A 25,002-nucleotide genomic window follows, 5' to 3' on the forward strand; every position below is an offset into this window, starting at 1 on the left:
TAAAAACGTGGCTAAACGGAACAAAACAAATAATAGCATGAAAAAAGTTGACGATGAATCCAAAGGTGTAGGCAAATTGAAAATGTTTTTTTATTGGTTTATCATACCTTTTTTATTTACTATATTTATTCTCTTACTTGTTGCACAACTAACAAATGTAAATGTTTTTGAAAAAGCAAAAGAACTAACTGGTGTAGATCAACCTAAAGAAGTTACAGAGGATATAAAAACAAAACGATTAGAAAAAAAAGTTGTCTCGATTCAAGCGGAAATTCAAGAAAAAGAAGCACAAATTGGTAAACTGCAAATAGAATTAGACAATTCTTCAAAAACAAATGAAAGTTTATTAATTGAACAACAACGGTTACTGGATGAAATTGATAACCTTCAACGTGAACAAACTAATACTAAGAAAGAGTATACTGCAATTGTTTCTACGTTCGAAAAAATGTCCGCAAAAGCAGCTGCTCCTGTCATTACAAAAATGAGCGACGCAGAGGCTTTACGAATTTTAACTAGTTTAAAACCAGATACTGTAGCACAAATTTTCGAAAAAATGACTCCAGATGCAGCTGCGAAATATACGGAGTTAATGACAAAACAATAACAAATGCAAATTCGAGAGGAGGTGAAATATTGAATATCGCAGCAGTCGTAAACATGAAGAATAGTATTGCGGTTCAACCAAAAGAACAAGCACTTACTCAAAACAATCAAAAGTTTGGAAATGTATTTGGACAGCTACTATTGAATCAGCAGGTGCAACAATTAGTACCTTCGAATCCCATTGAATCGCAAAAAAATCTTACGCAAGAATTATCTTCTATATTAAATGCAGATTCATTGGAAGAAGTCGAGACTTTGATAGGATTGGAAGAACTGACAGTGAAGCCAAAGGAACTGAAAGAACTTTTAAATAAGCTTTCAGGAGAAAAAACGGATACAGATGATGATCTAAGAGAATCAAATGTCTGGGATTTGTTGGCAGGTATCAATGAACAAGCTAGCCAACTGAGGGATGCTATTCTCCAATCTTTTAATGGTCAAGGTACCGCAACTCCTGTTGAAGCAAAAGAGGCAGTACAATTATTGAAAGTTGTTCAACTGATTGGTAAGAAATCAGATTTGACTTTAAAACAAGAGTCAACATTATTTGATATAAATCAATTAGTAGACGATTTAAAAGAAGCAGTCTCTAAAAATGCTTCAACAAGCGAAAGTAATCAGGTACTAACTAATGCAATAAAGCCACTAACATTGGATCAGGCTATGAAACCTATAATTCAACAAGTGATTATTAAACAAGTAACCTCTCCAACCGAAACAGTTACAGAGACAAAAGAAGTAACCACAAATGTTCAAGGTCAGACATCTACCATAGTACAAGCAAAAGTAGAAAACGTGTCTATCACTTTACCTACTGAAAAACCTGCTCAATCAGAAGAGTTTATGAAAGAATTACAAAAAGTAATGAATCGTGTACAGTTTGGTCAAGTAGGCGGTGCAAACAGACTCGTAGTAAAGCTTTATCCTGAACATCTTGGGACGATTCGAATCGAGTTAATACAAAAAGATGGCATGCTTACTACCAAAATGCTGGCGTCTACTGCTCTTGGAAAAGAGATGTTAGATTCACATTCAAATCAATTAAAGCAAAGCTTAGTAAACCAAAACATACAACTGGATAAATTTGAAATTACGCAAGCATTACAGGACTCATCCAGACAAGAACGAAACCAAACTTTCCAAGACTCATTTAGGCAACAACAACAGCAACAAGAGCAGCAGGAAAATAGTAAAGACAACACAGAAGAGCCTACTAGTTTCGAAGACTTTTTAAAAGAAATGGAGGTCTAAGCAATGGCTGAAATGAATGCAATTAATAGTAATATGTACTTAGCCAATAAAGCTCCTAAAACAGCAACGACTGGAAACGGTACGTTAGGTAAAGATGCTTTTTTGAAAATATTAATGGCTCAATTACAAAACCAAGATCCTACAAAACCAATGGATGACTCACAATTCATTGCACAAATGGCGCAATTTTCTTCATTAGAGCAAATGACGAACTTAACAACTGCATTTGAAAAATATGCACAAGTTCAAGAACAAACTCAAATGATAGAGTATAGTAATTTTGTTGGAAAACAAGTAAAGTGGCACGAAATGACGGATAAGTTAGATGAGAAAAAAAATCCAATAATAAATGAAGGAACTGGCACTATTTCTTCTATTAGGTTTGTTAATGGAAGTGTGAAATTTACATTAGCAGATGGAAAAGTAATAACTCCTGGTAATATTTCCGAAGTTATTTCAAGTGGTACAAGTTCTAATAGCTTAGTTGAAGCAAGCATGATGATTGGAAAAACAGTTAGCTATATTCCAACAAGCACAGAGCCAAACACAGTAGATGATACAGAAGCAGAAACTGGAACAAATACAGCAGTTTCAGCACAAGTAGAATCTGTATCTAAAAAAGATGGAAAAGTTGTATTTAATCTGGTTGGTGGTGCTTCCATAACAGCAGATCAAATTATTTCCATTAAATAAACGAGAACGGAGATATGCAATGGACAACATTTCTATTAATCGAGTCCCTCTGCAACCAAGTATCCGTCAACAGCTTACACCTAATCAAGTTACTGCTCCTAAACAGTCGTTTTTACAGCACTTACATGAAGCAACTGGAAAAACTGAACTAAAGGTAAGCAAACATGCTAATCAGCGCTTAGTGGAAAGAAATATACATATCTCTGACGCAGAATGGCAACTTGTAAGTGAAAAAGTATCAGAAGCACGCTCAAAAGGTGTGAATGACTCATTAGTATTGATGGATCAAGCTGCATTAATCGTCAGTGCAAAAAATGCAACGGTGATTACTGCAATGGATCGCACGGAAGCGAAAAATCAATTATTTACAAATATCGACGGTACGATTGTACTGAACTAATACTATAGCAGGACCTGCAAAGGATGCTATGTGCAGCTGACTGATAGAAGCTAGCACGCAAATTGAAGGGAGAAAAATAAATGATTCGCTCAATGTACTCTGGTATTTCAGGCTTAAAAAACTTCCAAACAAAATTAGATGTAATTGGTAACAACATCGCAAATGTAAATACCTATGGCTTCAAAAAGGGACGCACTGTATTTAAAGACTTGATTTCACAAACAACTTCTGGTGCTTCGGGTTCTTCAGCAACTCGAGGAGGGATAAATGCAAAGCAAGTTGGTCTTGGTTCACAAATAGCTGCTATTGACACGATTCATAGTGGTGGATCTTTACAAACAACCGGTAATACTCTAGATTTAGCCATTTCAGGTGATGGATTTTTTATTGTTGCAGATGGAGTTAAAACATTAGGTACTGCAGGTGTCCCAGATACACTCGATGGTTATAAAAATCCCTCTTATACCAGAGCGGGAAATTTTTATATGGATGCGGCAGGATATTTAGTAAATGGCGATGGTAAATATGTTTATGGTTTTGCTGATGTAGCAGCGAATGATGCTACAAAGACGGATATAGATTTTGAATTAGCGGAAGATGTTGCATCCTTAGTAACGTCTTCTGATGGTTCACTACCAGGAGCAGTAAATAATGCTATTACTCCAATCAGGATTCCAACAAATGCACAAAGTATGTCTATATCTCAAGATGGTACAGTAACATTTGTAGATTCAGAAGGTGATTTAAGATATGCAGGTCAATTAGTACTTGCAAAATTTCCAAATGCAGGTGGTCTCGAAAAAACAGGCTCGAACTACTACAAAGTATCTTCAAACTCTGGGCAACCATTTTATTCAGTAGGGACAGAACAAGGTATGGGCTCAGTAAACTCAGGTTTCCTAGAAATGTCCAATGTTGATTTATCCGAAGAATTCACAGATATGATCGTTGCACAACGTGGTTTCCAAGCAAACACTCGTGTTATTACAACTTCTGACTCTATTTTAGAAGAACTTATCAACTTAAAACGTTAATATATTTAACAATTGGCAATGGTATGTTTTGTTGTAATTTTACCCATTTATTTGATTATAGTGAAAGGCGGCGACACCAGCGGGATGAGTGAGACAGATGAGACATCGCAAACGACGCGAATGCGGCGGCGATGGCTCATCGCTCACCCCGCGGAAAGCGTCCGCCTGTAACGGAAATCAACAGTGTACTATAACAGATCCTATCATTTAAAAATTAATTTTTGTAAGGGAGGGGTGGGCCGTTCCTTTAAAGGCCCGGCCCTTTAAAATGATTAATTTAAAACGTTTAAATGGCAAAGAGTTTTCGTTGAATGCATTATACATAGAGACGGTTGAGTCTTTTCCGGATACTACGATAACGCTCACGAATGGTCATAAGTATGTTGCGTTAGAATCTCGAGAAGAGGTAGCAAGTCAAATCGCTCAGTTTTACAAAGAAATACATATTTTATCTAACCCCCATATAAGAGGTGAAGAACATGAAGAGTAAAAACAAACTTTTAACCATTATGCTAATTATTTTAGTTTGCATTACGTTACTCGGTGTCGTTGCATTGGTAATTATTACCCAGTTAAATAAAACGGATAAAAGTGCAGAGCCTACAATTGATCAAATTGTTGAATCTTCCATTGATATACCCGAAATTACAACTAATTTAGCTGGTAATAAATTTATTCGTATATCATTGAAAGTACAAACGGATAGTGCAAAAGCTGCAGTGGAATTAACAAAACGTGATTTCCAAATCAAAAATATTGTTATTACCGAGCTTTCGGAGATGACTCCGCAAGACTTAGAAGGAAAACAAGGGAAAATTACATTTGAAGCAACATTAAAAGCTAAAATAAATGAGTTAATGGATATAGGTGAAGTTCAACAAGTTTATATAACTTCTTGTATTATTCAGTAAGCTAATATTTTTGAATGGAGGTGGGCAGATTGGCAGGGGATATATTATCTCAATCAGAAATAGATGCGTTGTTAAGTGCACTTTCAACAGGAGAAATGACAGCAGATGAGATGAAAAACGAGCAAGAATCTCGTAAAGTACGAGTGTATGACTTTAAACGAGCGCTTCGATTCTCCAAGGATCAGATTCGTAGTTTAACGCGTATACATGAAAACTTTGCTCGATTATTAACTACATTTTTTTCTGCCCAATTAAGGACTTATGTACAAATTTCAGTAGTATCTGTTGATCAAATACCATTTGAAGAATTTGTTCGCTCGGTACCGCATATGACACTGATCAATGTCTTTGAAGTTCCTCCACTTGAGGGGAATATTCTAATGGAAATTAATCCGAATATCGCCTATACGATGTATGATTTATTGATGGGCGGAAAGGGTGGGGCATATACAAAAACAGATAGTTTAACGGAAATTGAAACAAAAATTATGACCAACTTGTTTGAGCGCTCTTTTGATAATCTAAGAGAAGCTTGGGCGAATATAGCTGATATTGATCCAATATTAACGGAGCTGGAAGTGAATCCCCAATTTCTACAAATGATTTCACCGAACGAAACGGTTGTTGTTATTTCATTCAATACCATTATCGGAGAAACAAGTGGGATGATTAATATTTGTATACCACATGTTGTATTAGAGCCAATTGTTCCTAACTTATCCGTACGATATTGGATGCAAACAAATAAGAAAGAAGTCTCTCCTGAACAATTAAAAGTGTTGGAAAAACGAGTGAAATCTGCTGAAATTCCTATTGTAGCGGAGTTAGGTAGAACGGATATATCTATAGAAGATTTATTATTTTTGCAATTAGGTGACGTCATTCAATTGAATGCTAAAATAGAGGATCCATTAATTATAAAAGTGGGGGAAATACCTAAATTCAAGGCGCAACCGGGTAAACTTAAAAAAAGGATGGCTGTACAAGTCATTGAAACTTTGAAAGGAGGAGAGGATGATGATGAGTGATGATATGCTCTCCCAAGAAGAAATTGAGGCCCTCCTTAGAGGAACTTCAATTGAAGAAGAGCAAGGCGCAAAAGATACAGATGAGATTAATGTAGAAGATTATTTAGATTCCTTTGCACAAGATACACTTGGGGAGATTGGTAATATTTCTTTTGGTAGCTCTGCAACCGCTTTGTCGGCTCTTTTAGGTCAAAAGGTAGAAATTACTACTCCAAGTATTGATATGATTCAGCGTTCGAGATTAGAAGAGGAGTTTCCTCAGCCATACGTAGCAGTACAAGTGCAATATACTGCGGGACTAATTGGCATGAATTTACTCGTTATTAAACAATCCGATGCAGCAATTATCGCGGATTTAATGCTTGGTGGAGATGGAACAGATCCAAAACCAGAACTTAGTGAAATTCAAATAAGTGCTGTGCAAGAAGCGATGAATCAAATGATGGGATCGGCAGCTACATCTATGTCGACAGTATTTAATAAAAAAGTAGATATTTCTCCCCCTTCTATTGATTTGATGAATTTAGGAGCAGGTGAAGGAATAAATGCTATTCCAAATGATGAATTACTCATTAAGATTTCCTTCCGACTAAAGATAGGGGAGTTAATAGATTCAAATATTATGCAATTACTTCCCCTGGAGTTTGGATTAAAATTAGTAAAATCTTTAATGGGTGAGGATGAAGAAAATCAAGTAGCTGCGACAATCATGGAAGAAAGAGTGGAAGCAACTCCAACTCCTGTCCCACAACAGCAACAACAGATGCATGAACAGGTTCAACCTCAAGCACAAATGCAGTTTACGCAAACGCGTCCACAAACACCACAAGTGGAAGTACAACAAGCGCAATTTGCTAGTTTTGAAACACCAAGTCTATCACAAAATGAATCAAGAAATTTAAATTTACTACTTGATATTCCGCTTCAAGTAACAGTAGAATTAGGTCGTACTAAAAGAACTGTAAAAGATATTCTAGAACTAACTAGTGGATCAATAATTGAGTTAGATAAATTAGCAGGAGAACCTGTAGATATTCTAGTAAACAATAGACATATCGCAAAAGGTGAAGTTGTAGTAATTGATGAGAATTTTGGAGTTCGAATTACAGATATTTTAAGTCAAGCAGAACGAATTCACAATTTGAGATAAGCAACGGAGGAGTCATAACATGTCGAAAAGAATTTTAATAGTGGATGATGCAGCGTTTATGCGCATGATGATTAAGGATATTTTAACAAAAAATGGTTTTGAAGTAGTAGGAGAAGCAGGAGATGGCGCTCAAGCTGTGGAGAAATACGCGGAATTAAAGCCTGATTTAGTAACAATGGATATTACTATGCCAGAAATGGACGGAATCGCGGCATTAAAAGAAATTAAAGGAAAAAATCCAAATGCAATTATTATTATGTGTTCTGCAATGGGACAACAAGCAATGGTTATTGATGCAATTCAAGCTGGAGCGAAAGATTTTATCGTTAAACCATTCCAAGCAGATCGCGTAATTGAAGCAATTTCAAAAGCGCTAGCGTAATGAAATGAAGAGAAAATTCACCCTCGTTTATTGCATTTTATGCTTGCTAATACTATTACCTTTTCAAACGGTAGTCCATGCAGCAACAGACACGAATGAAACAGTGAAAGAATATTTAAATAAATCAAAAGAAGATATAGACAATACTACCCCAGTTGAATTAGAAAAGACACCGGATGCGGATATTCCCTCCGGTGGAATCTCTATAAATGCTTGGGATTACGTGAAAATGATTTTTGCATTAGCATTCGTAATTCTCTTGCTTTATGGATTATTACGATTTGTGAACAGTAAAAATAAAACGTATCAAACGCACCAACTTATTCAAAATTTAGGTGGAGTTGGGATTAGTCAAGGTAAATCTGTGCAACTCCTCCAAGTTGGAAATTCGCTGTTTTTAGTTGGAATAGGGGAAGATGTTTCCTTACTCAAAGAAATAACAGATCCTGAGGAAATAGACAAACTAACTAAAAAATACGATGAAAAGTTAGAGATAGGAAAGACTGTACCTTACATAACAGAGCTTTTTAGCCTCCTAAGAGGAAATCTCTCTAAAGAAAAGAATCGTAATGAAAAAAAAGATCCTACATTTAAAGAAACGTTCCAAAAAAGATTACAAGAAATCCAAAAAGACCGTAGCGATGTAATAAAGGATTGGAAGACAAAGGAGCGCGAAGAAAATGAATGATTTCGTCCAGTTTTTTTCGGACAGCGATCCGTCAAACGTCGCCACTTCTATTAAATTAATGCTATTGTTAACGGTTTTATCTTTGGCACCTAGTATTTTAATACTAATGACTTCATTTGCTAGAATCGTTATTATTCTTTCATTTGTTCGAACGGCGCTTGCTACACAGCAAATGCCACCGAACCAAGTGATTGTAGGATTATCATTATTTTTAACATTTTTCGTTATGGCCCCTACATTTCAAGAAGTGAATGAAAAAGCACTTACTCCACTCTTTGATGAGAAAATTACATTGGAACAGGCGTATGAAAATGCAAGTGGTCCTTTTAAGGAATTTATGAGCAAGCAAACAAGACAAAAAGATTTGGAATTGTTTTTACGTTATACAGAAGCGGAACGACCAGAATCTATTGACGATATCCCATTAACCGTAATGGTACCTGCTTTTGCATTAAGCGAGATTAAAACGGCATTTCAAATTGGATTTATGATTTTTATCCCATTTTTAGTGATTGATATGATTGTAGCGAGTATTTTAATGTCTATGGGTATGATGATGCTACCCCCAGTAATGATATCTTTACCTTTTAAAATATTATTATTTGTTTTAGTTGATGGCTGGTATTTAGTAATGAAATCGATATTACAAAGTTTTTAGGAGCTGATCGTAATGAGTAATGAAATGGTAATTTCGATTGCAGAACAAGCTATTAAAATCGTTCTTCTTACATCAGGTCCACTACTATTAATTGCCTTAATAACAGGACTAGCAGTGAGTATTTTCCAAGCCACTACTCAAATTCAGGAGCAAACATTAGCATTTGTTCCTAAGATAATTGCTGTTTTAGTTGGAATTATTTTTTTTGGCCCATGGATGCTTTCTCATGTAACATCATATGCATCAGATATCTTTGAAAATTTAAGTCGATATATTGGGTAATTCTATGGCTGAAATTTTACCTAAACTAACAGTATTATTGCTTGTGATAGCACGTGTTTCTGCATTTTTCGTCACGTTGCCACTTTTTTCACATAAAACAATTCCTGCAAGTCATCGTATTGCGTTCTCTGTTGTTTTGTCATGGATGATGTATTATACGATGGATGTAGAGCCGTTTGAAATGAACGGAGATTACATATTATTAATAATCAAAGAAGTAGTCGTTGGTTTATTTATTGGGTTAATCGCGTATATCATAATGTCTGCGATTCAAATAGCTGGTGGATTTATTGATTTTCAAATGGGTTTTGCTATTGCCAACGTAATTGATCCTCAAACTGGAGCACAAAGTCCATTACTCGGTCAATTTTTGAATACTTTAGCCCTTTTATTGTTATTGACGATGAATGGACATCATTTGTTATTAGATGGTATTTATTACAGTTATCAATTTATTCCTATGGATTTATCCATAACTGCTTTTGGACAAGAGAATTATATCGAATATATTATGAAAACTTTTGCTGGAATGTTTGCGGTTGCGTTTCAAATGTCTATTCCGATAGTAGGAACTCTATTTTTGGTGGACCTTGCACTAGGAATTACGGCTAGGACTGTACCTCAGTTAAATATTTTTGTTGTTGGTTTTCCTATTAAAATCGGAGTAAGTTTTTTAGTGCTATTTTCAATGATGGGTGTGTTAATGGCAGTTATTCAAAAAATGTTTGAAATTATGGTAATTAGTATGCGGGATTTAATGATTATTTTAGGTGGTGGTTAGTGTGTTAAAGCTCAGTTTAGACTTACAGTATTTTGCTGGAGAAAAAACAGAAAAAGCGACCCCTAAAAAACGACAAGATTCCCGCAAAAAAGGACAAGTGTTAAAAAGTCAGGATGTTACTAGCGCTATTGTGTTACTTTCGATGTTTCTTTTTTTGCTTTTCAGTGCTGGTTTTTTAAGAACCAAAATATTTTCTTTTTTTAGTGAAACTTTTACAAAATACATGTTAATCAAAACCGTAACGATTGAAACTGCAATGGAAATCTACACAGATATACTAATAGAAATGGCAACAATATTGCTTCCAATTATGGCGGTTGCCGTAATAGCTGCTATTGCAGCTAATTATTTTCAATTTGGATTGTTGTTTACAACCGAACCTTTGAAGTTTGATTTGAAAAAAATTGACCCTATTAAAGGGTTGAAAAGGATATTTTCTCTAAAAGGAATCATCGAACTGTTAAAATCTATCTTGAAAATATCATTTATTGGTTCCGCTACTACTCTTATTCTTTGGATGAATTTGGAAAAGGTGTTATCTTTATCATTTAAAACCGGTTGGGACACACTATCCACGGTAGGGTGGTTGGCTGGAATGATGGGAATAACTGCTTCATGTGTATTATTATTTGTTTCAATCTTGGATTATTTTTATCAGCGTTTTGATTATGAAAAAAATCTAAAAATGTCGAAACAAGACATTAAAGATGAACATAAAAATTCAGATGGAGATCCAATTATCAAATCCCGTATAAGACAGCGTCAAAGGGAAATGGCTATGCGTCGAATGATGCAAGAAATTCCTTCAGCAGACGTGGTTATTACGAACCCAACTCATTTTGCAATCGCTTTAAAATATGACGATGAATCAATGGATGCTCCTACAGTAGTTGCCAAAGGTGCAGATTTTGTTGCTCAGAAGATCAAACTTATTGCAAAAGAACATGATATAGTTATGGTCGAAAATCGTCCGCTTGCTCGGGCAATGTATGACCAAGTCGAAATTGGCCAACGGATTCCGGATGAATTTTTCAAAGCTGTTGCTGAAGTACTTGCTTATGTATATCGAATTAAACAAAAAATTTAAAGGTAAAGTTTGAGGTGGAAGTATATGCAAGTCCGAGATATAACCGTATTAGCAGCTGTAATATCTGTTGTGGCAATGCTAGTAATTCCTCTTCCACATTGGTTAATAAGCTTTCTTATTATCATTAATATTACGATTGCTTTGTTAATATTAATGACCGCTATGAATATGCAAGAGGCCCTTCAATTTTCTGTTTTTCCTCCTTTATTATTACTCGTAACATTATTCCGACTCGGTCTGAATGTGTCCACTACTAGAGCCATATTATCTGAAGGTGATGCTGGTAAGGTTGTAGAAACTTTCGGTACATTTGTAACTGGTGGAAATATATTAGTAGGATTAGTTGTCTTTACTATATTAGTAATTATTCAATTTATCGTAATTACGAAAGGTGCAGAACGTGTATCCGAAGTTGCTGCTCGCTTTACGTTAGATGCGATGCCAGGGAAACAAATGAGTATTGATGCTGATTTAAATGCAGGGATGATTTCTGAAAAGGAAGCAAGAGAAAGACGCGAAAAAGTTAGTGGAGAAGCAGATTTTTATGGTGCAATGGATGGTGCGACAAAATTCGTAAAAGGGGATGCCATTGCTGGTATTATCATAGTACTGATCAACCTTGTTGTTGGTATTATCATTGGAGTAGTGCAACAAGGACTACCTTTTGCGGAAGCGGCAGTACTTTTTTCTACATTAACTGTAGGGGATGGTCTCGTTTCTCAAATTCCTGCTCTATTAATTTCCACAGCAACGGGTATTGTTGTAACGAGAGCGGCATCTAATGGAAATTTAGGTAGTGACATTACTAGTCAATTATTCTCTCAACCCAAATTACTTTACGTTGCAGCTGGAACCATTGCATTACTTGGAATAGTTACTCCAGTAGGTGTTTTCATAACTTTTCCAATTGCAATCGCTTTAGCAGTAGGTGCCTATATGATGAATAAATCAAGCAAAGAAGATCCAAATGAAATAGAAGAATTTGAAGAAGAAGTCACAACGGACAATATGAAAAGTCCGGAAAATGTTATTAATCTTCTAAATGTTGATCCAATCGAGTTTGAATTTGGATATGGACTTATTCCTTTAGTAGATACTGCACAAGGTGGAGATTTACTTGACCGGGTAGTAATGATACGAAGACAGCTTGCACTAGAGTTAGGTATTGTCATACCTGTTGTCCGTATTCGAGATAATATTCAATTACAACCAAATGAATATCGACTGAAAATTAAAGGTAATGAAATGGCAAGAGGCGAATTATTACTTGATCACTATTTAGCGATGAGTCCTGGTGATGATGATTCCATTGAAGGAATCGATACAATTGAGCCTTCTTTTGGTTTACCTGCCAAATGGATTACGGAATCAGTAAAAGAAGAAGCTGAAATACTTGGCTATACGGTTGTTGATCCACCAAGTGTTGTTTCTACACATATGACGGAAATAATTCGAAATAATGCGCATGATTTACTAGGTCGTCAAGAAACGAAACAACTGATTGATCATATTAGAGAAACATATCCAATACTTGTGGATGAACTAACACCAACACCACTCTCAGTTGGAGAAATACAAAAAGTTTTAGGGAATTTACTACGAGAGCATGTATCGGTTCGTAATCTTCCTATTATTTTCGAAACACTTGCAGATTATTCAAAAATGACTTCCGATGTCGATATATTAACTGAGTATACAAGGCAATCATTAGCGAAACAAATTACGACACAATATGCTGGAAATAATCATGTATTAAAAGTTTTAACTGTTTCTGGAAGAGTAGAAAAATTAATAGCAGATAGCATCCAGCAAACGGAACATGGAAACTTTTTGTCTATCGATCCAAATGATTCACAAGCAATTTTAGAATCGATGGCCAAAGAAATAGAACGAGCATCATTAATGGAACAATCCCCCATTATATTATGCTCTCCTGCAGTAAGAGTATATATGCGTCAAATGACAGCAAGATATTTCCCTCAAGTTCCGATTCTTTCTTATAATGAGTTAGAATCATCCATTGAGGTACAAAGCGTTGGGGTGGTGAATGTTGAGTGAAGATGAAAAAATATACGGCTGATACAATGCCCGAAGCGATGAAATTAGTCCGAAAAGAATTAGGGGAAGAAGCAGTCATTTTGAATTCAAAAGTTGCTTATTCGAAAGGTTTTTTAGGAATGTTCAAAAAGAAATTTATCGAAGTGTTAGCGGGTATTGATACGTTTGATCCACCTCCTGCTCCTGCAGAAAAAGAGACTGTCCAAATGGTTCATTCCAACAAGGCAACGGACGAAATTAAAAAAGAATTAGAAGACTTAAAGCATATGGTGAAATCGATTCAACGTCCACAGATGGATGTTAATTATCCAGACGAACTAAGTGCTCTTATTCATCATTTGAAGGAACAAGAGTTAGCAGAGGAGCTTATCACAACAGTTAGTGATGAGCTTTTTATGCATATGAAAGAAAATAATAAAAAAATTGATTTAGAAGAACAAATTACAAATACAAAGAAATTATTATCGTCACTCTTAGACCAAGTTCCTTTTGGAGGAATTACTTATTCGAAGAAATACATTAATGTGTTAGGTCCTACAGGCGTAGGAAAGACGACAACCATTGCCAAAATGGCTGCTAGAGCAGTTTTAGAAAAAAAGAAAAAAGTCGGATTTATTACAACTGATACTTATAGAATTGCTGCAATAGAGCAGTTGAAGACGTATGCAGGATTACTTCAAGCTCCGATTGAAATTGTATACAATGAAAAAGATTTACAGGATGCAATGAAGAGTTTTGAGTCTTTAGATATCGTATTTATCGATACAGCAGGTCGAAACTATAAAGAAACAAAGTTTGTAGAAGACTTGCAAAAGTTAATTGACCTAAAAGAAAATACTGAATCCTTTCTAGTACTTTCTTCTACTTCGAAACAAAAAGACATGGAAGTGATTATAGAACAGTTTAAGGACTTCCCTATTGAAAAATATGTATTTACAAAGTTAGATGAAACAAATTCTATTGGCTCAATTATTAATTTAATGGTTAAATATAAGAAGGGACTTGCTTACTATACGGATGGTCAAGAAGTCCCAGAGGATATTGTTGAGGCTAATCAAAATGAATTACTCAATTTGCTTTTGAAGGGGATTCGTTATGAGTGATCAAGCGGAAGAATTAAGAATGCGAATGCTTCGGAGTCAGAACAAACTAGGTCGTTCTATCGCAGTTGTCAGTGGTAAAGGGGGAGTGGGTAAAAGTAATTTTTCCATGAACTTCACTGCAATGCTTAGTTCCATAGGTAAAAAAGTGGTCCTCATTGATATGGATATTGGTATGGGGAATATCCATATTTTGATAGGTGAAACGGTCTCATCTAACTTGAAAGACTATTTAGTAGGAGATGCTTCGATTGAAGAAGTGTTATTCGATGGACCAAATAATCTTCAATATATCTCTGGTGGATCAGGTTTATCGGGTGTTATGGAATGGAACGAAGAAATGTTTGCAAGATTAATAGAAGCATTTGAGTTTTTGCAAAAAAACTACGATTATATCGTATTTGATATGGGGGCAGGAGCGACCAATCAAACGTTGGATTTATTAGTTTCTGTAGATGATATTATCGTCATAACGACCGCCGAACCAACATCGATAACCGATGCATATTCCATGATGAAGTTTATTTATTATAAAGATCCAGATAAAAATTTCTTTCTCTTGTGCAATAGAGCTTTTACAGAAGAAGAAGGGATAGAAACAACATCTAGATTAAAATTAGCGATGTCTAAGTTTTTATCTAAAGAAATTATTGTGCTTGGATCATTGCCAGAGGATCCAGTAGTTCGAAAAGCTGTGAAAGAACAAGTTCCATTTTCGTTATTGTACCCCCATGCAGAAATAACAAAAAAGTTAAAAGTGATTGCTAGCAAATTCTCAGATTTAGAATTACAAGTAGAAAATATTCGTAAACAAAGTAAATTAATATCTAGATTAAAAAATCTCTTTACGGGGAGGTCGTGAACTAGTGGAGCAATTACAAAGAAAGAAACTTCTGATAGTAGATGATTCTGCTTTCATGAGAAAGCTAATAACGGATTTTTTTTGCGATAGTAAATTTATTGTAGTTGTTGGAATTGCTCGGAATGGAAAAGACGCTATTCAAAAGATTAAATCTCTTCAACCAGATGTAGTGACGATGGATGTAGAAATGCCTGAAATGAACGGGATAGATGCTTTAAAAGAAATAATGACTAATACACCTGTTGCGGTTGTTATGCTCTCAAGTACTACGCAAAAAGGGACTGAAAGCACACTTCGTGCTATGGAATATGGAGCAGTTGACTTTGTTGCAAAACCAAGTGGTACGATCTCTTTGGATTTACATAAAATAAAAAAAGAATTAGTAGAAAAAGTGGAAAATGCAGCGAATGTGTCGATTATAAAAATGAAAAGAACTTCGCTTGAAACCAAAAAGACTACCATTTCTCCTAAAGATTCGAAGATTAGGGAACCTGTTATTCCATTGGCAACCAAACCATTGAGTTGGAATAAACAAAATAAAAAAATGGTATTAATAGGTACATCAACTGGCGGCCCTAGGGCGCTACAGGAAGTAATTACTAAGTTTCCTAAAGATATGAAAGCTCCAGTTCTTATCGTACAGCATATGCCTGCAGGATTTACAAAATCGTTAGCAGTTAGACTAAATCAATTATCGCAAATAGAAGTGAAAGAAGCCGAAAATGGTGATATTTTACGAGATGGTTATGCTTATATAGCACCAGGAGGTTATCATTTACGTTTAAATAAAATGGGAAATGATTATACCATTGTTTTAGACAATGTGGAACCCCCGAGAGCCGGTCATCGACCCAGTGTGGATGTGCTATTTGAAGATAATAGCCGGTTTAATGATTTTGATAAACTAGCTGTCATAATGACAGGTATGGGTTCAGATGGTTCATCTGGACTTCGGAAATTGAAAGAAAATGGAAACGTGGTTGCTATTGCAGAATCCGCAAATAGTTGCATTGTTTATGGAATGCCAAAAGCTGCTGTAGAAACTAACTTAGTAAATGAAGTAGTAGATTTAGAAAATATAACACAAACAATTTTACAATACTTGCCTTAAAGGGGTGTTTATTAATGGATACAAGTCAATATTTAGAAATGTTTATCGAAGAAAGTAAAGAGCATCTACAAGCTTGTAATGAACATTTATTAGAACTAGAAAAAAATCCATCAGACATTGCAATTGTAAATGAGGTTTTTCGTTCTGCACATACATTAAAAGGTATGTCGGCTACTATGGGTTATGAAGATATTGCTAATTTAACTCATAAAATGGAAAATGTCTTAGACCTAATTCGAAATAGTAAATTACATGTTACAACTGAATTATTAGACGTTGTTTTTATCGCAGTTGATCAATTAGAAGAAATGGTTTTGGACATCGCTGTTGGTGGAAAAGGTAAGTTGGATGTGACCGATACAGTTCAAAAATTACATGTGATTGAAACAGGTGAAGAAGTACCAATTGCTGCTACTACGGTTGAAACGAATGAAGAACATGAAGTGGCACAAGAAAACTGGCTTTCTTATGATGATTATGAACTAACCATCATTCAACAATCATTTGAACAAGATTATCAAACATATGAAATTTCCGTGCAACTTCGAGAAGATTGTCTTTTAAAAGCAGCTCGCGTATACATGGTATTTGAATTATTAGAAAAAATGGGAGACGTTATCAAATCTTCACCATCTGTAGAAAAACTAGAGGACGAACAATTTGATAATATATTCTACGTTGCTTTAGTTACTTCTGAACCTAAAGATGATGTACAAAAGAAACTTCTGAAAGTTTCTGAAGTTACAGAAGTAAAAGTAAATCCTGTAACAATTGAACAATTAAAAAACCGTCAATATAATGAATTGAAAAATGTTGTAGAAACGCAAGAATTAGTAGTGCAAACGGAAGAACCAAGTGATACAAATGAATCTCCACTTACTTCATCTGAAAAGTCAAATTCATCTAAAGCTAATCAAACAGTTGGGAATAAGACGATTCGTGTGAATATTGAGCGTTTAGATATATTGATGAATTTATTTGAGGAGTTAGTCATCGACCGTGGTCGTCTTCAATCTATTTCAGAAGAACTACATAATAATGAATTAGACGAAACGGTTGAAAGGATGTCGCGAATTACTGGAGATCTACAAAGTATTATTTTAAATATGCGAATGGTGCCAGTAGAAACAGTATTTAATCGTTTCCCTAAAATGGTACGACAATTAGCTAGAGATTTAAATAAAAAAATTAACCTGGAAGTAATTGGCGCAGATACAGAACTAGATCGTACTGTAATAGATGAAATTGGGGATCCACTCGTTCACCTTATCCGAAATTCCTTAGATCATGGAGTAGAAAGTCCAGAAATTCGAAAAGCAAATGGTAAACCAGAAGAAGGTACAGTAGTGCTTCGTGCATACCATAGTGGAAATCATGTCTTTATCGAAATTGAAGATGATGGAGCTGGAGTAAATCGTCAAAAAGTTCTTAAAAAAGCTATTTCCAAAGGACTTGTGAGTCAGGAAGTTGCTGCAACATTAAGTGATAAGCAAGTAGCAGAATTTATCTTATCTTCCGGTTTTTCTACTGCAGATGTAATTTCAGATGTGTCTGGACGTGGAGTAGGTTTAGACGTTGTGAAAACTACGATTGAATCATTAGGGGGAACAATTGATATTACTTCCACAGAAGGAAAAGGATCATTGTTCTCGGTTCAATTACCTTTAACATTATCAATTATCTCTGTAATGTTAGTGGAACTTGGTGAAGAGATTTATGCTATACCATTATCTTCTATTATTGAGACCGCTATTATTAAATCGTCTGATATTCTAAATGCACACAACCAAAAAGTGATTGATTTCCGCGGGAAAGTAGTTCCATTAGTATTTTTAGAAGATGTGTTTGATGTTCCTAGAGAGAGTAATGAGGAAGAATTTCACTCTATTGTGCTTGTACGCAAAGGGGATAAACTAGCTGGAATAGTAGTAGACTCGTTTATTGGACAACAAGAAATTGTTTTAAAATCACTTGGTGAATATTTAACAAGTGTGTTTGCGATTTCAGGAGCAACTATTTTAGGAAATGGGAAAGTAGCTCTAATTGTTGACTGCAATGCATTGATAATATAAGGAAATATTCTTGGAAGGATGCGTAAACTATATGACAGAAGCTGTAGAAGTTAAAAGTGTAAAAGTAGTAGTTTTTCAGTTAGCAGAAAAAGAATATGTAATTCCTGTAAGTCAAGTGCAGGGTATAGAGAAATTAATTCATATTACCCGAGTGCCAAAAACACCTTCTTATGTAAAAGGAGTGATTAATTTAAGAGGCGTTGTGACACCTATTATAGATTTAAAAAATCGTTTTGGTCTTGGAGAAAGTGAATTAAATGAATCTTCACGAATTATTATTATCACACTCGAAAATATGAACGTTGGCGTTATTGTGGATTCAGCTAATGATGTTTTAGATATTCCAACAGATGCTATTGAGCCCCAACCTGAAGTTGTAGGAGGATTAGAACAAGACTTTATCGCTGGTGTTGCAAAATTAGAACGTCGTTTGTTAATACTACTTCATTTAAATCTAGTTTTAAATCCGATTAAGTCTGGTATATAAGTTATGTATGAAAAAAAAATTACTTCGATGCATTTAGATGTTTTAAAAGAGATAGGCAATATTGGTGCTGCTCATGCAGCTACATCTCTTTCTACATTATTAAATAAAAAAATAGATATGAAAGTTCCTAAAGTAGAAATGGTTTCTTTTGATGATATGATGGACCTCGCAGGAGGACCGGATAGTGTCGTAGCAGGAATCTATCTTCGAATAGAAGGAGATGTAACCGGTAGTATGTTTTTTGTGCTACCAGTAGAACAAGCAAATCGTTTTATAAGAAGATTGGTTCAAGATGATCATTTTGATTTCCAAACTGGAACAGTTACTGAAATTGGTGCATCTGCAATGCAAGAACTAGGGAATATTCTTTCAGGTTCTTATTTATCAGCTCTTTCTGATTTCACACAACTAAATATCTATCCTACTGTACCAGCGCTAAGTGTTGACATGGTGGGAGCGATTATTAGTTTTGGACTAGTAGAAGTTTCTCATGTAAGTGATTATGTCATCGTGATCAATACATCCATTAACGAGGAGGATGTGCCAAATGAAGAAAGTGTCAGTGGACATTTTTTCTTATTACCAGATCCTGAATCTTTCGAAGCTATTTTTAAAGCATTAGGAGTAAACTGATATGATTGCACAAGGACAAGTAGTTAAAGTGGGTATTGCGGATATGAATCTTGCAAAACTTCCTGATACAATTCGTACTTCGGGTCTAGGTTCATGCGTTGGAGTTGTACTATATGATGAGCGATTAAAAATAGCTGGATTAGTCCATGTCATGCTACCTGACTCTAGTTTAGGAAGATTGGAGAATATCAATATTGCGAAGTTCGCAGATACAGGAATACCAGCAATGATTGAACAACTCAAATTAGAAGGTGTGCAGCCTTTTAAGCTTAGAGCTAAAATAGCTGGAGGAGCGCAAATGTTTCAATTTTCTTTAAGCAGAGATACTATGCGAATTGGTCCCAGAAATGTCGAAGCAGTCAAAGAGCAGTTGAAAAAATATACAATACCGATTGTTTCGGAAGATACTGGAGGGAATAGTGGCAGAACAATTGAATTTGATCCCTCCACAAGTATGCTAAATATCCGAACGGTGAATCAAGGAGTGAGAGAAATATAATGGTTGGAACGATTCTTTCCAATTTTTGGACATCTCTTTTCGCATTTAGTATTTATTTTTTTTCGACGTATCCATTTCTTGATTCGAAAAATATATTGTTTAATGCTAGTATTATTGCCATTACAGTATTTTTGGTCACATTCCTAGCACGAGCAATTATATCTTTTGTGATGGAAGATCATTTTGAATCAGAACAAGTAGAATTCCTAATAACAAATACGGAAGAATCTGATTTCACACCTTCATCTGGTGAATATGCAGAAATTGTAAAATCTATGTTGAATGAAGACGAATAAGGAAGGGTCGAATATATTTCGACTCTCTTTTTTTGTGTTAATTTGATATAATTAAAGTATTCATTCCATATATTCGGAAAGGGGGATATTTGTGGCAAAACATAATTCGACAGAAGAACAGCTTCTTTGGAAAAACTGGATAGAAAACAAAGATCCTCAAGCTGGAGATTCTTTAATACGACAATATACCCCTCTGGTTACGTATCATGTGCAACGTATTGGTGCAAGCATCCCTAAAAATATATCAAGAGACGAATTAAAGAGTCTCGGAATGATGGGATTATTTGATGCACTTAATAAATTTGACTATTCTAGAGAATTAAAATTTGATACGTATGCTTCGTTCCGAGTTAGAGGGGCGATAATTGATGGTTTAAGAAAAGAAGACTGGCTTCCTAGATCCTCTAGAGAGAAAGCGAAAAAACTAGAAGCAAAAGTAGAAGAATTAGAACAAACTTTAATGAGACATGCAACAGCAGACGAGATTGCAGATTATGTTGAAATGCCTGTAGAAGATGTGTACCAAACAGTTCAGGAACATTTTTTTTCCAATGTATTGTCTATTGATGAGCACCTTCAAGATAATGAAGAAATGGAAAGTAAATCATTCGTTATCAGAGATGATTCACAGAAAACGCCAGAACAAAAAATGGTCAAACAAGAATTAATTCAAGACCTTGTAAAGCAAATTAATCTGCTCAATGAGAATGAACAGCTTGTATTAAGTCTTTTTTATACAGAAGATTTAACTTTGACCGTCATAGGTGAAATGCTTGGCTTATCCACATCAAGGATTTCGCAAATTCATTCCAAAGCGTTGTTTAAGTTACGTAAACTTTTAGCAAGTGAAATGACGAATGTTTAAAAAGGGAGAACAAATGAGATGAGTTTAAAAGGTGTTGAACTCCAAATTGCAATTCCAAAAACATTCGATGCTGGTAAAATAGCAGAACAACTACAACAACAAAGCTCTGTGAATCAATCAAATGCCCAAGCTGCTACTGCAAGACAACTTGAAAAAAATAGAGAAACAGTAACTAAGGCAAATAATGCTTCGGAAGCAAGCTTACATGATTCGGAACAGGAACATGCAGAACAGGAAAGAAAAAAACGGGAAAAAAAAGAACAGGAAATGAATGAGATAAAGCATCCTTTTAAAGGAAACTTTGTGGATTTTAGCGGGTAGGGGTAATTATGACATCGATTATATTAGTAATATTATTTTTGCTACAATTATTTAGTTTTTATTTGATTGCTTTATTATATGCGAAGTTAAATAAGTTTAATGATATGGAAAAGAAACAAGAACAAGTGTTAGCTGAAATAGATGACTCGTTCGTTGCTTATATTGCAGAGATGAAAGATGAAAATACGAGACTTCTACAAGAGTTGAACCGTACGGAAAAATCATCTGGAGCTTCTACACATGAAGGGATAGAAAAAGAAGCTCGGACTTTCGAACTTCCAAAATCATTTGTATCCAAACAACTTGCAGCAAATAGTTATTTAAAGACAGCCGCAACTACAGAGAAAAAAATACCTATTACAATAAAAGAAAAAGTTCTTTTTTATAGCGAAGAAGGAAAAAATAGAGATGAGATCGCAAAACTTTTGCAAATTGGAAAGACAGAAGTAGAGCTTTTCTTAAAATTTAAGGATTAATAGTTGAAAGTATTAAATTTGTATGGTATATTACAATACGGTATGAATAAACACGCAGTTCGGATGGAGTTAGCAGGTGCTCTATTTTTAGAGTAGCTAATGAAAAATGATGAATGCGGAAGACTAAACCAAAACAGGAGGAAATAATCATGTCAGTAATCTCTATGAAACAATTACTTGAGGCTGGTGTACACTTTGGTCACCAAACTCGCCGTTGGAATCCAAAAATGAAAAAATTCATTTTTGTTGAACGTAACGGAATCTACATCATCGATCTTCAAAAAACGGTGAAAAAATTAGAAGAAGCTTATGACTTCATGCGTCAAGTTGGTCAAGACGGTGGGAAAGTTCTATTCGTTGGTACTAAAAAACAAGCGCAAGAAGCTATTAAAGAAGAAGCTGAACGTTCTGGTAACTATTACATTAACCAACGTTGGTTAGGTGGTACTCTAACAAACTTCGGTACTATTCAAAAACGTGTAGCGCGTCTAAAAGCGATTGAAAAAATGGAAGAGGACGGAACTTTTGATGTTCTTCCTAAAAAAGAAGTTGTTCAACTTAAAAAACAACATGAACGTCTTGTGAAATTTTTAGGCGGTATCCGTGATATGAAAGCTGTTCCGGATGTAATGTTTGTAGTTGACCCACGTAAAGAGCGTATTGCTGTAGCAGAAGCTCGCAAACTTAACATTCCATTAGTAGGAATTGTTGATACAAACTGTGATCCAGATGAAATCGACTATGTAATTCCTGCGAATGATGATGCAATTCGCGCAGTAAAATTATTAACTGCTAAGATGGCGGATGCATTACTTGAAGCAAGACAAGGTGAAGACGAAGAAGTAACTCCATCTGAAGTTGCTGCTGAGTAAGACACATGTAAGTAAAAGGTGATAAGCGGCCAAACCTCTTATCACCTTTTTTTGAGACAATGAATTTATATGTACTAGGAGGAATTTTAAATGGCAGTTACAGCACAAATGGTAAAAGAATTGCGTGAAAAAACTGGCGCAGGTATGATGGATTGTAAAAAAGCTTTAGTAGAATCAGACGGTAATTTAGAAGCTGCAATCGACTTTTTACGTGAAAAAGGTCTTTCTTCTGCAGCTAAAAAAGCGGATCGTATTGCTGCTGAAGGTACAACTTATATACAAGTTGAAGGGAATAAAGCTGTATTATTAGAAATGAATGCAGAAACAGATTTCGTTTCAAAAAACGAAGCGTTCCAACAATTAGTACAACAAGTAGCTACACATTTAGTAGCAACAGAACCAGCTTCAGTAGAAGAAGCATTAGCTTCAACTATCCAAGAAGGTGTTACAGTTGAAAACTTAATTTCAAATGCAATTGCTAAAATTGGAGAAAAAATTACACTTCGCCGTTTTGTAATTGAAACAAAAACAAATGCGGATACATTTGGACCTTACTTACATATGGGCGGACGCATTGGAGTTCTTACGGTGATTGAAGGAACAACGGATGCAAACGCAGCGAAAGATGTTGCAATGCATATTGCTGCATTAAACCCTGCCTTTATTTCACGTGATGAAGTATCTGCTGAACAAGTGGAACATGAGCGTAAAATATTAACTGAGCAAGCGTTAAATGAAGGAAAACCTGAAAATATCGTTGCGAAAATGGTAGAAGGTCGTCTTGGGAAATATTTCGAAGATGTTTGCTTACTTGACCAATCTTTCGTTAAAAATCCAGATCAAAAAGTGCGTGTTTTTGTTGAATCAACTGGTGGTATTTTAAAATCTTTCACTCGCTATGCTGTTGGTGAAGGCATTGAAAAACGTGAAGATAACTTTGCTGAAGAAGTTATGAGCCAAGTTAAAGGTAACTAATAAGAAAAGCGCAAGGGACATCTTGGTGTACCTATGATTTTCTTTATTATTCACAATATAATTAAGAACTGCTAGGGAACACTTAATTTGTGTTCCCTATTTTTCAAGAAAAAGAGGCGGAGGATACCTATGAGTACACCACAATACAAAAGAATCGTTTTAAAACTAAGTGGCGAAGCGTTAGCTGGAGAACAAGGTTTTGGGCTATCACCGGAAATTATTAAATCTGTGGCTGAACAAGTAAAAGAGGTAGTGGAGCTTGGAGTCGAAGTTGCAGTAGTAGTAGGTGGCGGTAATATTTGGCGAGGAAAAGTAGGAAGCGAGATGGGAATGGACCGAGCGACTGCTGATTATATGGGGATGCTTGCTACAGTGATGAACTCACTTGCGTTGCAGGATTCACTAGAAAAAGCAGGTATCGAAACTCGAGTGCAAACTTCTATTGAAATGCGCCAAGTTGCAGAACCATACATACGTAGAAAAGCAATTCGTCATCTAGAAAAAAAACGAGTAGTAATTTTTGCGGCTGGAACAGGAAATCCATACTTCTCAACAGATACAACGGCGGCACTAAGAGCTGCTGAAATAGAAGCAGATGTAATTCTTATGGCAAAAAATAATGTGGATGGTGTTTATTCCGCTGATCCTAAATTGGATAAAACAGCAGTTAAATATGATGTACTTACATTTATTGAAGTGATTCAGCAAGGCTTACAAGTGATGGATTCTACTGCATCTACATTATGTATGGACAATGATATCGCACTTGTTGTATTCTCAATTATGGAAAAGGGAAATATTAAAAAGGCTGTTCTAGGAGAAACTATTGGTACAGTCGTTAGGAGGAATAGATAATGCCGAAACAAGTAGTAGAACAAACTAAAGATAAAATGGCTAAGACGATTTCAGTTTATAGTAGAGAACTATCAACAATCCGTGCGGGTCGTGCTAGTGCAGCTTTGCTTGACAAAATTTCTGTAGATTATTATGGAGCGCCAACTCCTATCAATCAAATGGCAGGAATTGCAACTCCTGAAGCACGATTAATAACCATTCAACCATATGATAAAACAATTCTTGGAGACATTGAAAAAGCGATTATGAAGTCAGATTTAGGTATTACACCGACAAATGATGGCTCACTCATTCGTATTGCTATTCCTGCACTAACGGAAGAACGCCGTAAAGAACTGGTCAAACAAGTAAAAAAAGAGGCTGAGGAAGCAAAAGTTAATATTCGTAATGTCCGTCGAGATGGCAACGACGATCTAAAAAAACTAGAGAAATCTGGGGATATTACGGAAGATGATTTGAGAAGCTACACAGAAGAGATTCAAAAGCTCACTGATTCAAATATCGAAAAAATCGATGCAATTACGAAAGAAAAAGAAAAAGAAATTCTGGAAGTTTAACTTTGAACTTTT

The 25,002-nt window shown here is 35.3% G+C and carries 31 protein-coding genes; all 31 read left to right on the top strand.

Features of this window, described 5'->3' with window-relative positions; translation table 11 throughout:
• Window positions 1–7: 7 nt before the first annotated feature.
• Window positions 8–607 carry a MotE family protein gene (locus ACEPXD_RS06495; protein ID WP_391121254.1) on the top strand — a complete coding sequence of 200 codons (600 nt, stop codon included), beginning with the start codon at window positions 8–10 and terminating at the stop codon, window positions 605–607.
• A 29-nt stretch (window positions 608–636) separates the two neighbouring features.
• On the top strand, window positions 637–1,857 hold the full coding sequence (locus ACEPXD_RS06500) for a flagellar hook-length control protein FliK (protein ID WP_391121257.1): 1,221 nt from the start codon (window positions 637–639) through the stop codon (window positions 1,855–1,857).
• Window positions 1,858–1,860: 3 nt separating this feature from the next.
• Window positions 1,861–2,550: a flagellar hook assembly protein FlgD gene (gene flgD, locus ACEPXD_RS06505; RefSeq protein ID WP_391121260.1), complete on the top strand. Its 690-nt coding sequence runs from the start codon at window positions 1,861–1,863 to the stop codon at window positions 2,548–2,550.
• A 19-nt stretch (window positions 2,551–2,569) separates the two neighbouring features.
• Window positions 2,570–2,950 carry a TIGR02530 family flagellar biosynthesis protein gene (locus ACEPXD_RS06510; RefSeq protein ID WP_391121263.1) on the top strand — a complete coding sequence of 127 codons (381 nt, stop codon included), beginning with the start codon at window positions 2,570–2,572 and terminating at the stop codon, window positions 2,948–2,950.
• 80 nt (window positions 2,951–3,030) lie between these two features.
• Window positions 3,031–3,984 carry a flagellar basal body rod protein FlgG gene (gene flgG / locus ACEPXD_RS06515; RefSeq protein ID WP_391121267.1) on the top strand — a complete coding sequence of 318 codons (954 nt, stop codon included), beginning with the start codon at window positions 3,031–3,033 and terminating at the stop codon, window positions 3,982–3,984.
• Window positions 3,985–4,252: 268 nt separating this feature from the next.
• Entirely contained in the window at window positions 4,253–4,474 is a 222-nt protein-coding gene (locus tag ACEPXD_RS06520; RefSeq protein ID WP_391121270.1) for a flagellar FlbD family protein, read from the top strand.
• Complete coding sequence (fliL, locus tag ACEPXD_RS06525; RefSeq protein WP_391121273.1) at window positions 4,464–4,895, top strand: flagellar basal body-associated protein FliL; 432 nt, start codon at window positions 4,464–4,466, stop codon at window positions 4,893–4,895. Before ACEPXD_RS06520 ends, fliL begins: the two co-directional genes overlap by 11 nt.
• Before the next feature lie 29 nt (window positions 4,896–4,924).
• Window positions 4,925–5,923: a flagellar motor switch protein FliM gene (fliM, locus tag ACEPXD_RS06530; RefSeq protein ID WP_391121276.1), complete on the top strand. Its 999-nt coding sequence runs from the start codon at window positions 4,925–4,927 to the stop codon at window positions 5,921–5,923.
• On the top strand, window positions 5,916–7,073 hold the full coding sequence (gene fliY / locus ACEPXD_RS06535) for a flagellar motor switch phosphatase FliY (protein WP_391123063.1): 1,158 nt from the start codon (window positions 5,916–5,918) through the stop codon (window positions 7,071–7,073). The genes fliM and fliY overlap by 8 nt, the downstream gene beginning before the upstream one ends.
• Window positions 7,074–7,092: 19 nt before the next feature.
• Complete coding sequence (locus ACEPXD_RS06540; protein ID WP_391121279.1) at window positions 7,093–7,455, top strand: response regulator; 363 nt, start codon at window positions 7,093–7,095, stop codon at window positions 7,453–7,455.
• Window positions 7,456–7,498: 43 nt separating this feature from the next.
• The gene (locus ACEPXD_RS06545) at window positions 7,499–8,143 is read left to right on the top strand and encodes a flagellar biosynthetic protein FliO (RefSeq protein WP_391121282.1); all 645 of its coding nucleotides are present in this window, start codon (window positions 7,499–7,501) and stop codon (window positions 8,141–8,143) included.
• Complete coding sequence (gene fliP, locus ACEPXD_RS06550) at window positions 8,136–8,801, top strand: flagellar type III secretion system pore protein FliP (protein WP_151699483.1); 666 nt, start codon at window positions 8,136–8,138, stop codon at window positions 8,799–8,801. Before ACEPXD_RS06545 ends, fliP begins: the two co-directional genes overlap by 8 nt.
• 12 nt (window positions 8,802–8,813) lie before the next feature.
• Complete coding sequence (gene fliQ / locus ACEPXD_RS06555; RefSeq protein ID WP_391121285.1) at window positions 8,814–9,083, top strand: flagellar biosynthesis protein FliQ; 270 nt, start codon at window positions 8,814–8,816, stop codon at window positions 9,081–9,083.
• Between the two features lie 4 nt (window positions 9,084–9,087).
• Window positions 9,088–9,864 carry a flagellar biosynthetic protein FliR gene (fliR, locus tag ACEPXD_RS06560; protein WP_391121288.1) on the top strand — a complete coding sequence of 259 codons (777 nt, stop codon included), beginning with the start codon at window positions 9,088–9,090 and terminating at the stop codon, window positions 9,862–9,864.
• Window position 9,865: 1 nt separating this feature from the next.
• Entirely contained in the window at window positions 9,866–10,951 is a 1,086-nt protein-coding gene (gene flhB, locus ACEPXD_RS06565; protein WP_391121291.1) for a flagellar biosynthesis protein FlhB, read from the top strand.
• 24 nt (window positions 10,952–10,975) lie between these two features.
• Window positions 10,976–13,009, top strand: a complete 2,034-nt coding sequence (gene flhA / locus ACEPXD_RS06570) for a flagellar biosynthesis protein FlhA (protein WP_391121294.1) — start codon at window positions 10,976–10,978, stop codon at window positions 13,007–13,009.
• Complete coding sequence (gene flhF / locus ACEPXD_RS06575; RefSeq protein WP_391121297.1) at window positions 13,006–14,112, top strand: flagellar biosynthesis protein FlhF; 1,107 nt, start codon at window positions 13,006–13,008, stop codon at window positions 14,110–14,112. Before flhA ends, flhF begins: the two co-directional genes overlap by 4 nt.
• Entirely contained in the window at window positions 14,105–14,971 is an 867-nt protein-coding gene (locus ACEPXD_RS06580) for a MinD/ParA family protein (RefSeq protein WP_391121299.1), read from the top strand. The genes flhF and ACEPXD_RS06580 overlap by 8 nt, the downstream gene beginning before the upstream one ends.
• Before the next feature lie 4 nt (window positions 14,972–14,975).
• On the top strand, window positions 14,976–16,082 hold the full coding sequence (locus ACEPXD_RS06585; protein WP_391121302.1) for a protein-glutamate methylesterase/protein-glutamine glutaminase: 1,107 nt from the start codon (window positions 14,976–14,978) through the stop codon (window positions 16,080–16,082).
• A 14-nt stretch (window positions 16,083–16,096) separates the two neighbouring features.
• Entirely contained in the window at window positions 16,097–18,154 is a 2,058-nt protein-coding gene (locus ACEPXD_RS06590; RefSeq protein ID WP_391121305.1) for a chemotaxis protein CheW, read from the top strand.
• 31 nt (window positions 18,155–18,185) lie between these two features.
• The gene (locus tag ACEPXD_RS06595) at window positions 18,186–18,641 is read left to right on the top strand and encodes a chemotaxis protein CheW (protein ID WP_391121308.1); all 456 of its coding nucleotides are present in this window, start codon (window positions 18,186–18,188) and stop codon (window positions 18,639–18,641) included.
• A 3-nt stretch (window positions 18,642–18,644) separates the two neighbouring features.
• The gene (locus tag ACEPXD_RS06600) at window positions 18,645–19,274 is read left to right on the top strand and encodes a chemotaxis protein CheC (protein ID WP_391121311.1); all 630 of its coding nucleotides are present in this window, start codon (window positions 18,645–18,647) and stop codon (window positions 19,272–19,274) included.
• Between the two features lies 1 nt (window position 19,275).
• The gene (locus ACEPXD_RS06605; protein ID WP_391121314.1) at window positions 19,276–19,773 is read left to right on the top strand and encodes a chemotaxis protein CheD; all 498 of its coding nucleotides are present in this window, start codon (window positions 19,276–19,278) and stop codon (window positions 19,771–19,773) included.
• Window positions 19,773–20,069 (top strand): hypothetical protein, encoded by a 297-nt coding sequence (locus ACEPXD_RS06610; RefSeq protein WP_391121317.1) that lies wholly within the window; start codon window positions 19,773–19,775, stop codon window positions 20,067–20,069. Before ACEPXD_RS06605 ends, ACEPXD_RS06610 begins: the two co-directional genes overlap by 1 nt.
• A 91-nt stretch (window positions 20,070–20,160) precedes the next feature.
• A complete protein-coding gene (locus ACEPXD_RS06615; protein ID WP_391121320.1) occupies window positions 20,161–20,934 on the top strand; it encodes a FliA/WhiG family RNA polymerase sigma factor in 774 nt (257 codons plus the stop codon).
• 18 nt (window positions 20,935–20,952) lie between these two features.
• Window positions 20,953–21,255, top strand: coding sequence for an RNA polymerase subunit sigma (locus ACEPXD_RS06620; RefSeq protein ID WP_391121323.1), 303 nt, complete (start codon window positions 20,953–20,955; stop codon window positions 21,253–21,255).
• An 8-nt stretch (window positions 21,256–21,263) separates the two neighbouring features.
• Window positions 21,264–21,731: a hypothetical protein gene (locus ACEPXD_RS06625; RefSeq protein WP_391121326.1), complete on the top strand. Its 468-nt coding sequence runs from the start codon at window positions 21,264–21,266 to the stop codon at window positions 21,729–21,731.
• A gap of 149 nt (window positions 21,732–21,880) precedes the next feature.
• A complete protein-coding gene (gene rpsB, locus ACEPXD_RS06630) occupies window positions 21,881–22,603 on the top strand; it encodes a 30S ribosomal protein S2 (RefSeq protein ID WP_391121329.1) in 723 nt (240 codons plus the stop codon).
• Window positions 22,604–22,693: 90 nt separating this feature from the next.
• Window positions 22,694–23,578 (top strand): translation elongation factor Ts, encoded by an 885-nt coding sequence (gene tsf / locus ACEPXD_RS06635; RefSeq protein WP_391121332.1) that lies wholly within the window; start codon window positions 22,694–22,696, stop codon window positions 23,576–23,578.
• A 129-nt stretch (window positions 23,579–23,707) separates the two neighbouring features.
• Window positions 23,708–24,433: a UMP kinase gene (gene pyrH / locus ACEPXD_RS06640; RefSeq protein WP_391121335.1), complete on the top strand. Its 726-nt coding sequence runs from the start codon at window positions 23,708–23,710 to the stop codon at window positions 24,431–24,433.
• Entirely contained in the window at window positions 24,433–24,990 is a 558-nt protein-coding gene (gene frr / locus ACEPXD_RS06645) for a ribosome recycling factor (RefSeq protein ID WP_391121338.1), read from the top strand. Before pyrH ends, frr begins: the two co-directional genes overlap by 1 nt.
• Window positions 24,991–25,002: the final 12 nt, after the last annotated feature.

The organism is Psychrobacillus sp. L3, assembly GCF_042945595.1.
Lineage (GTDB): Bacteria > Bacillota > Bacilli > Bacillales_A > Planococcaceae > Psychrobacillus.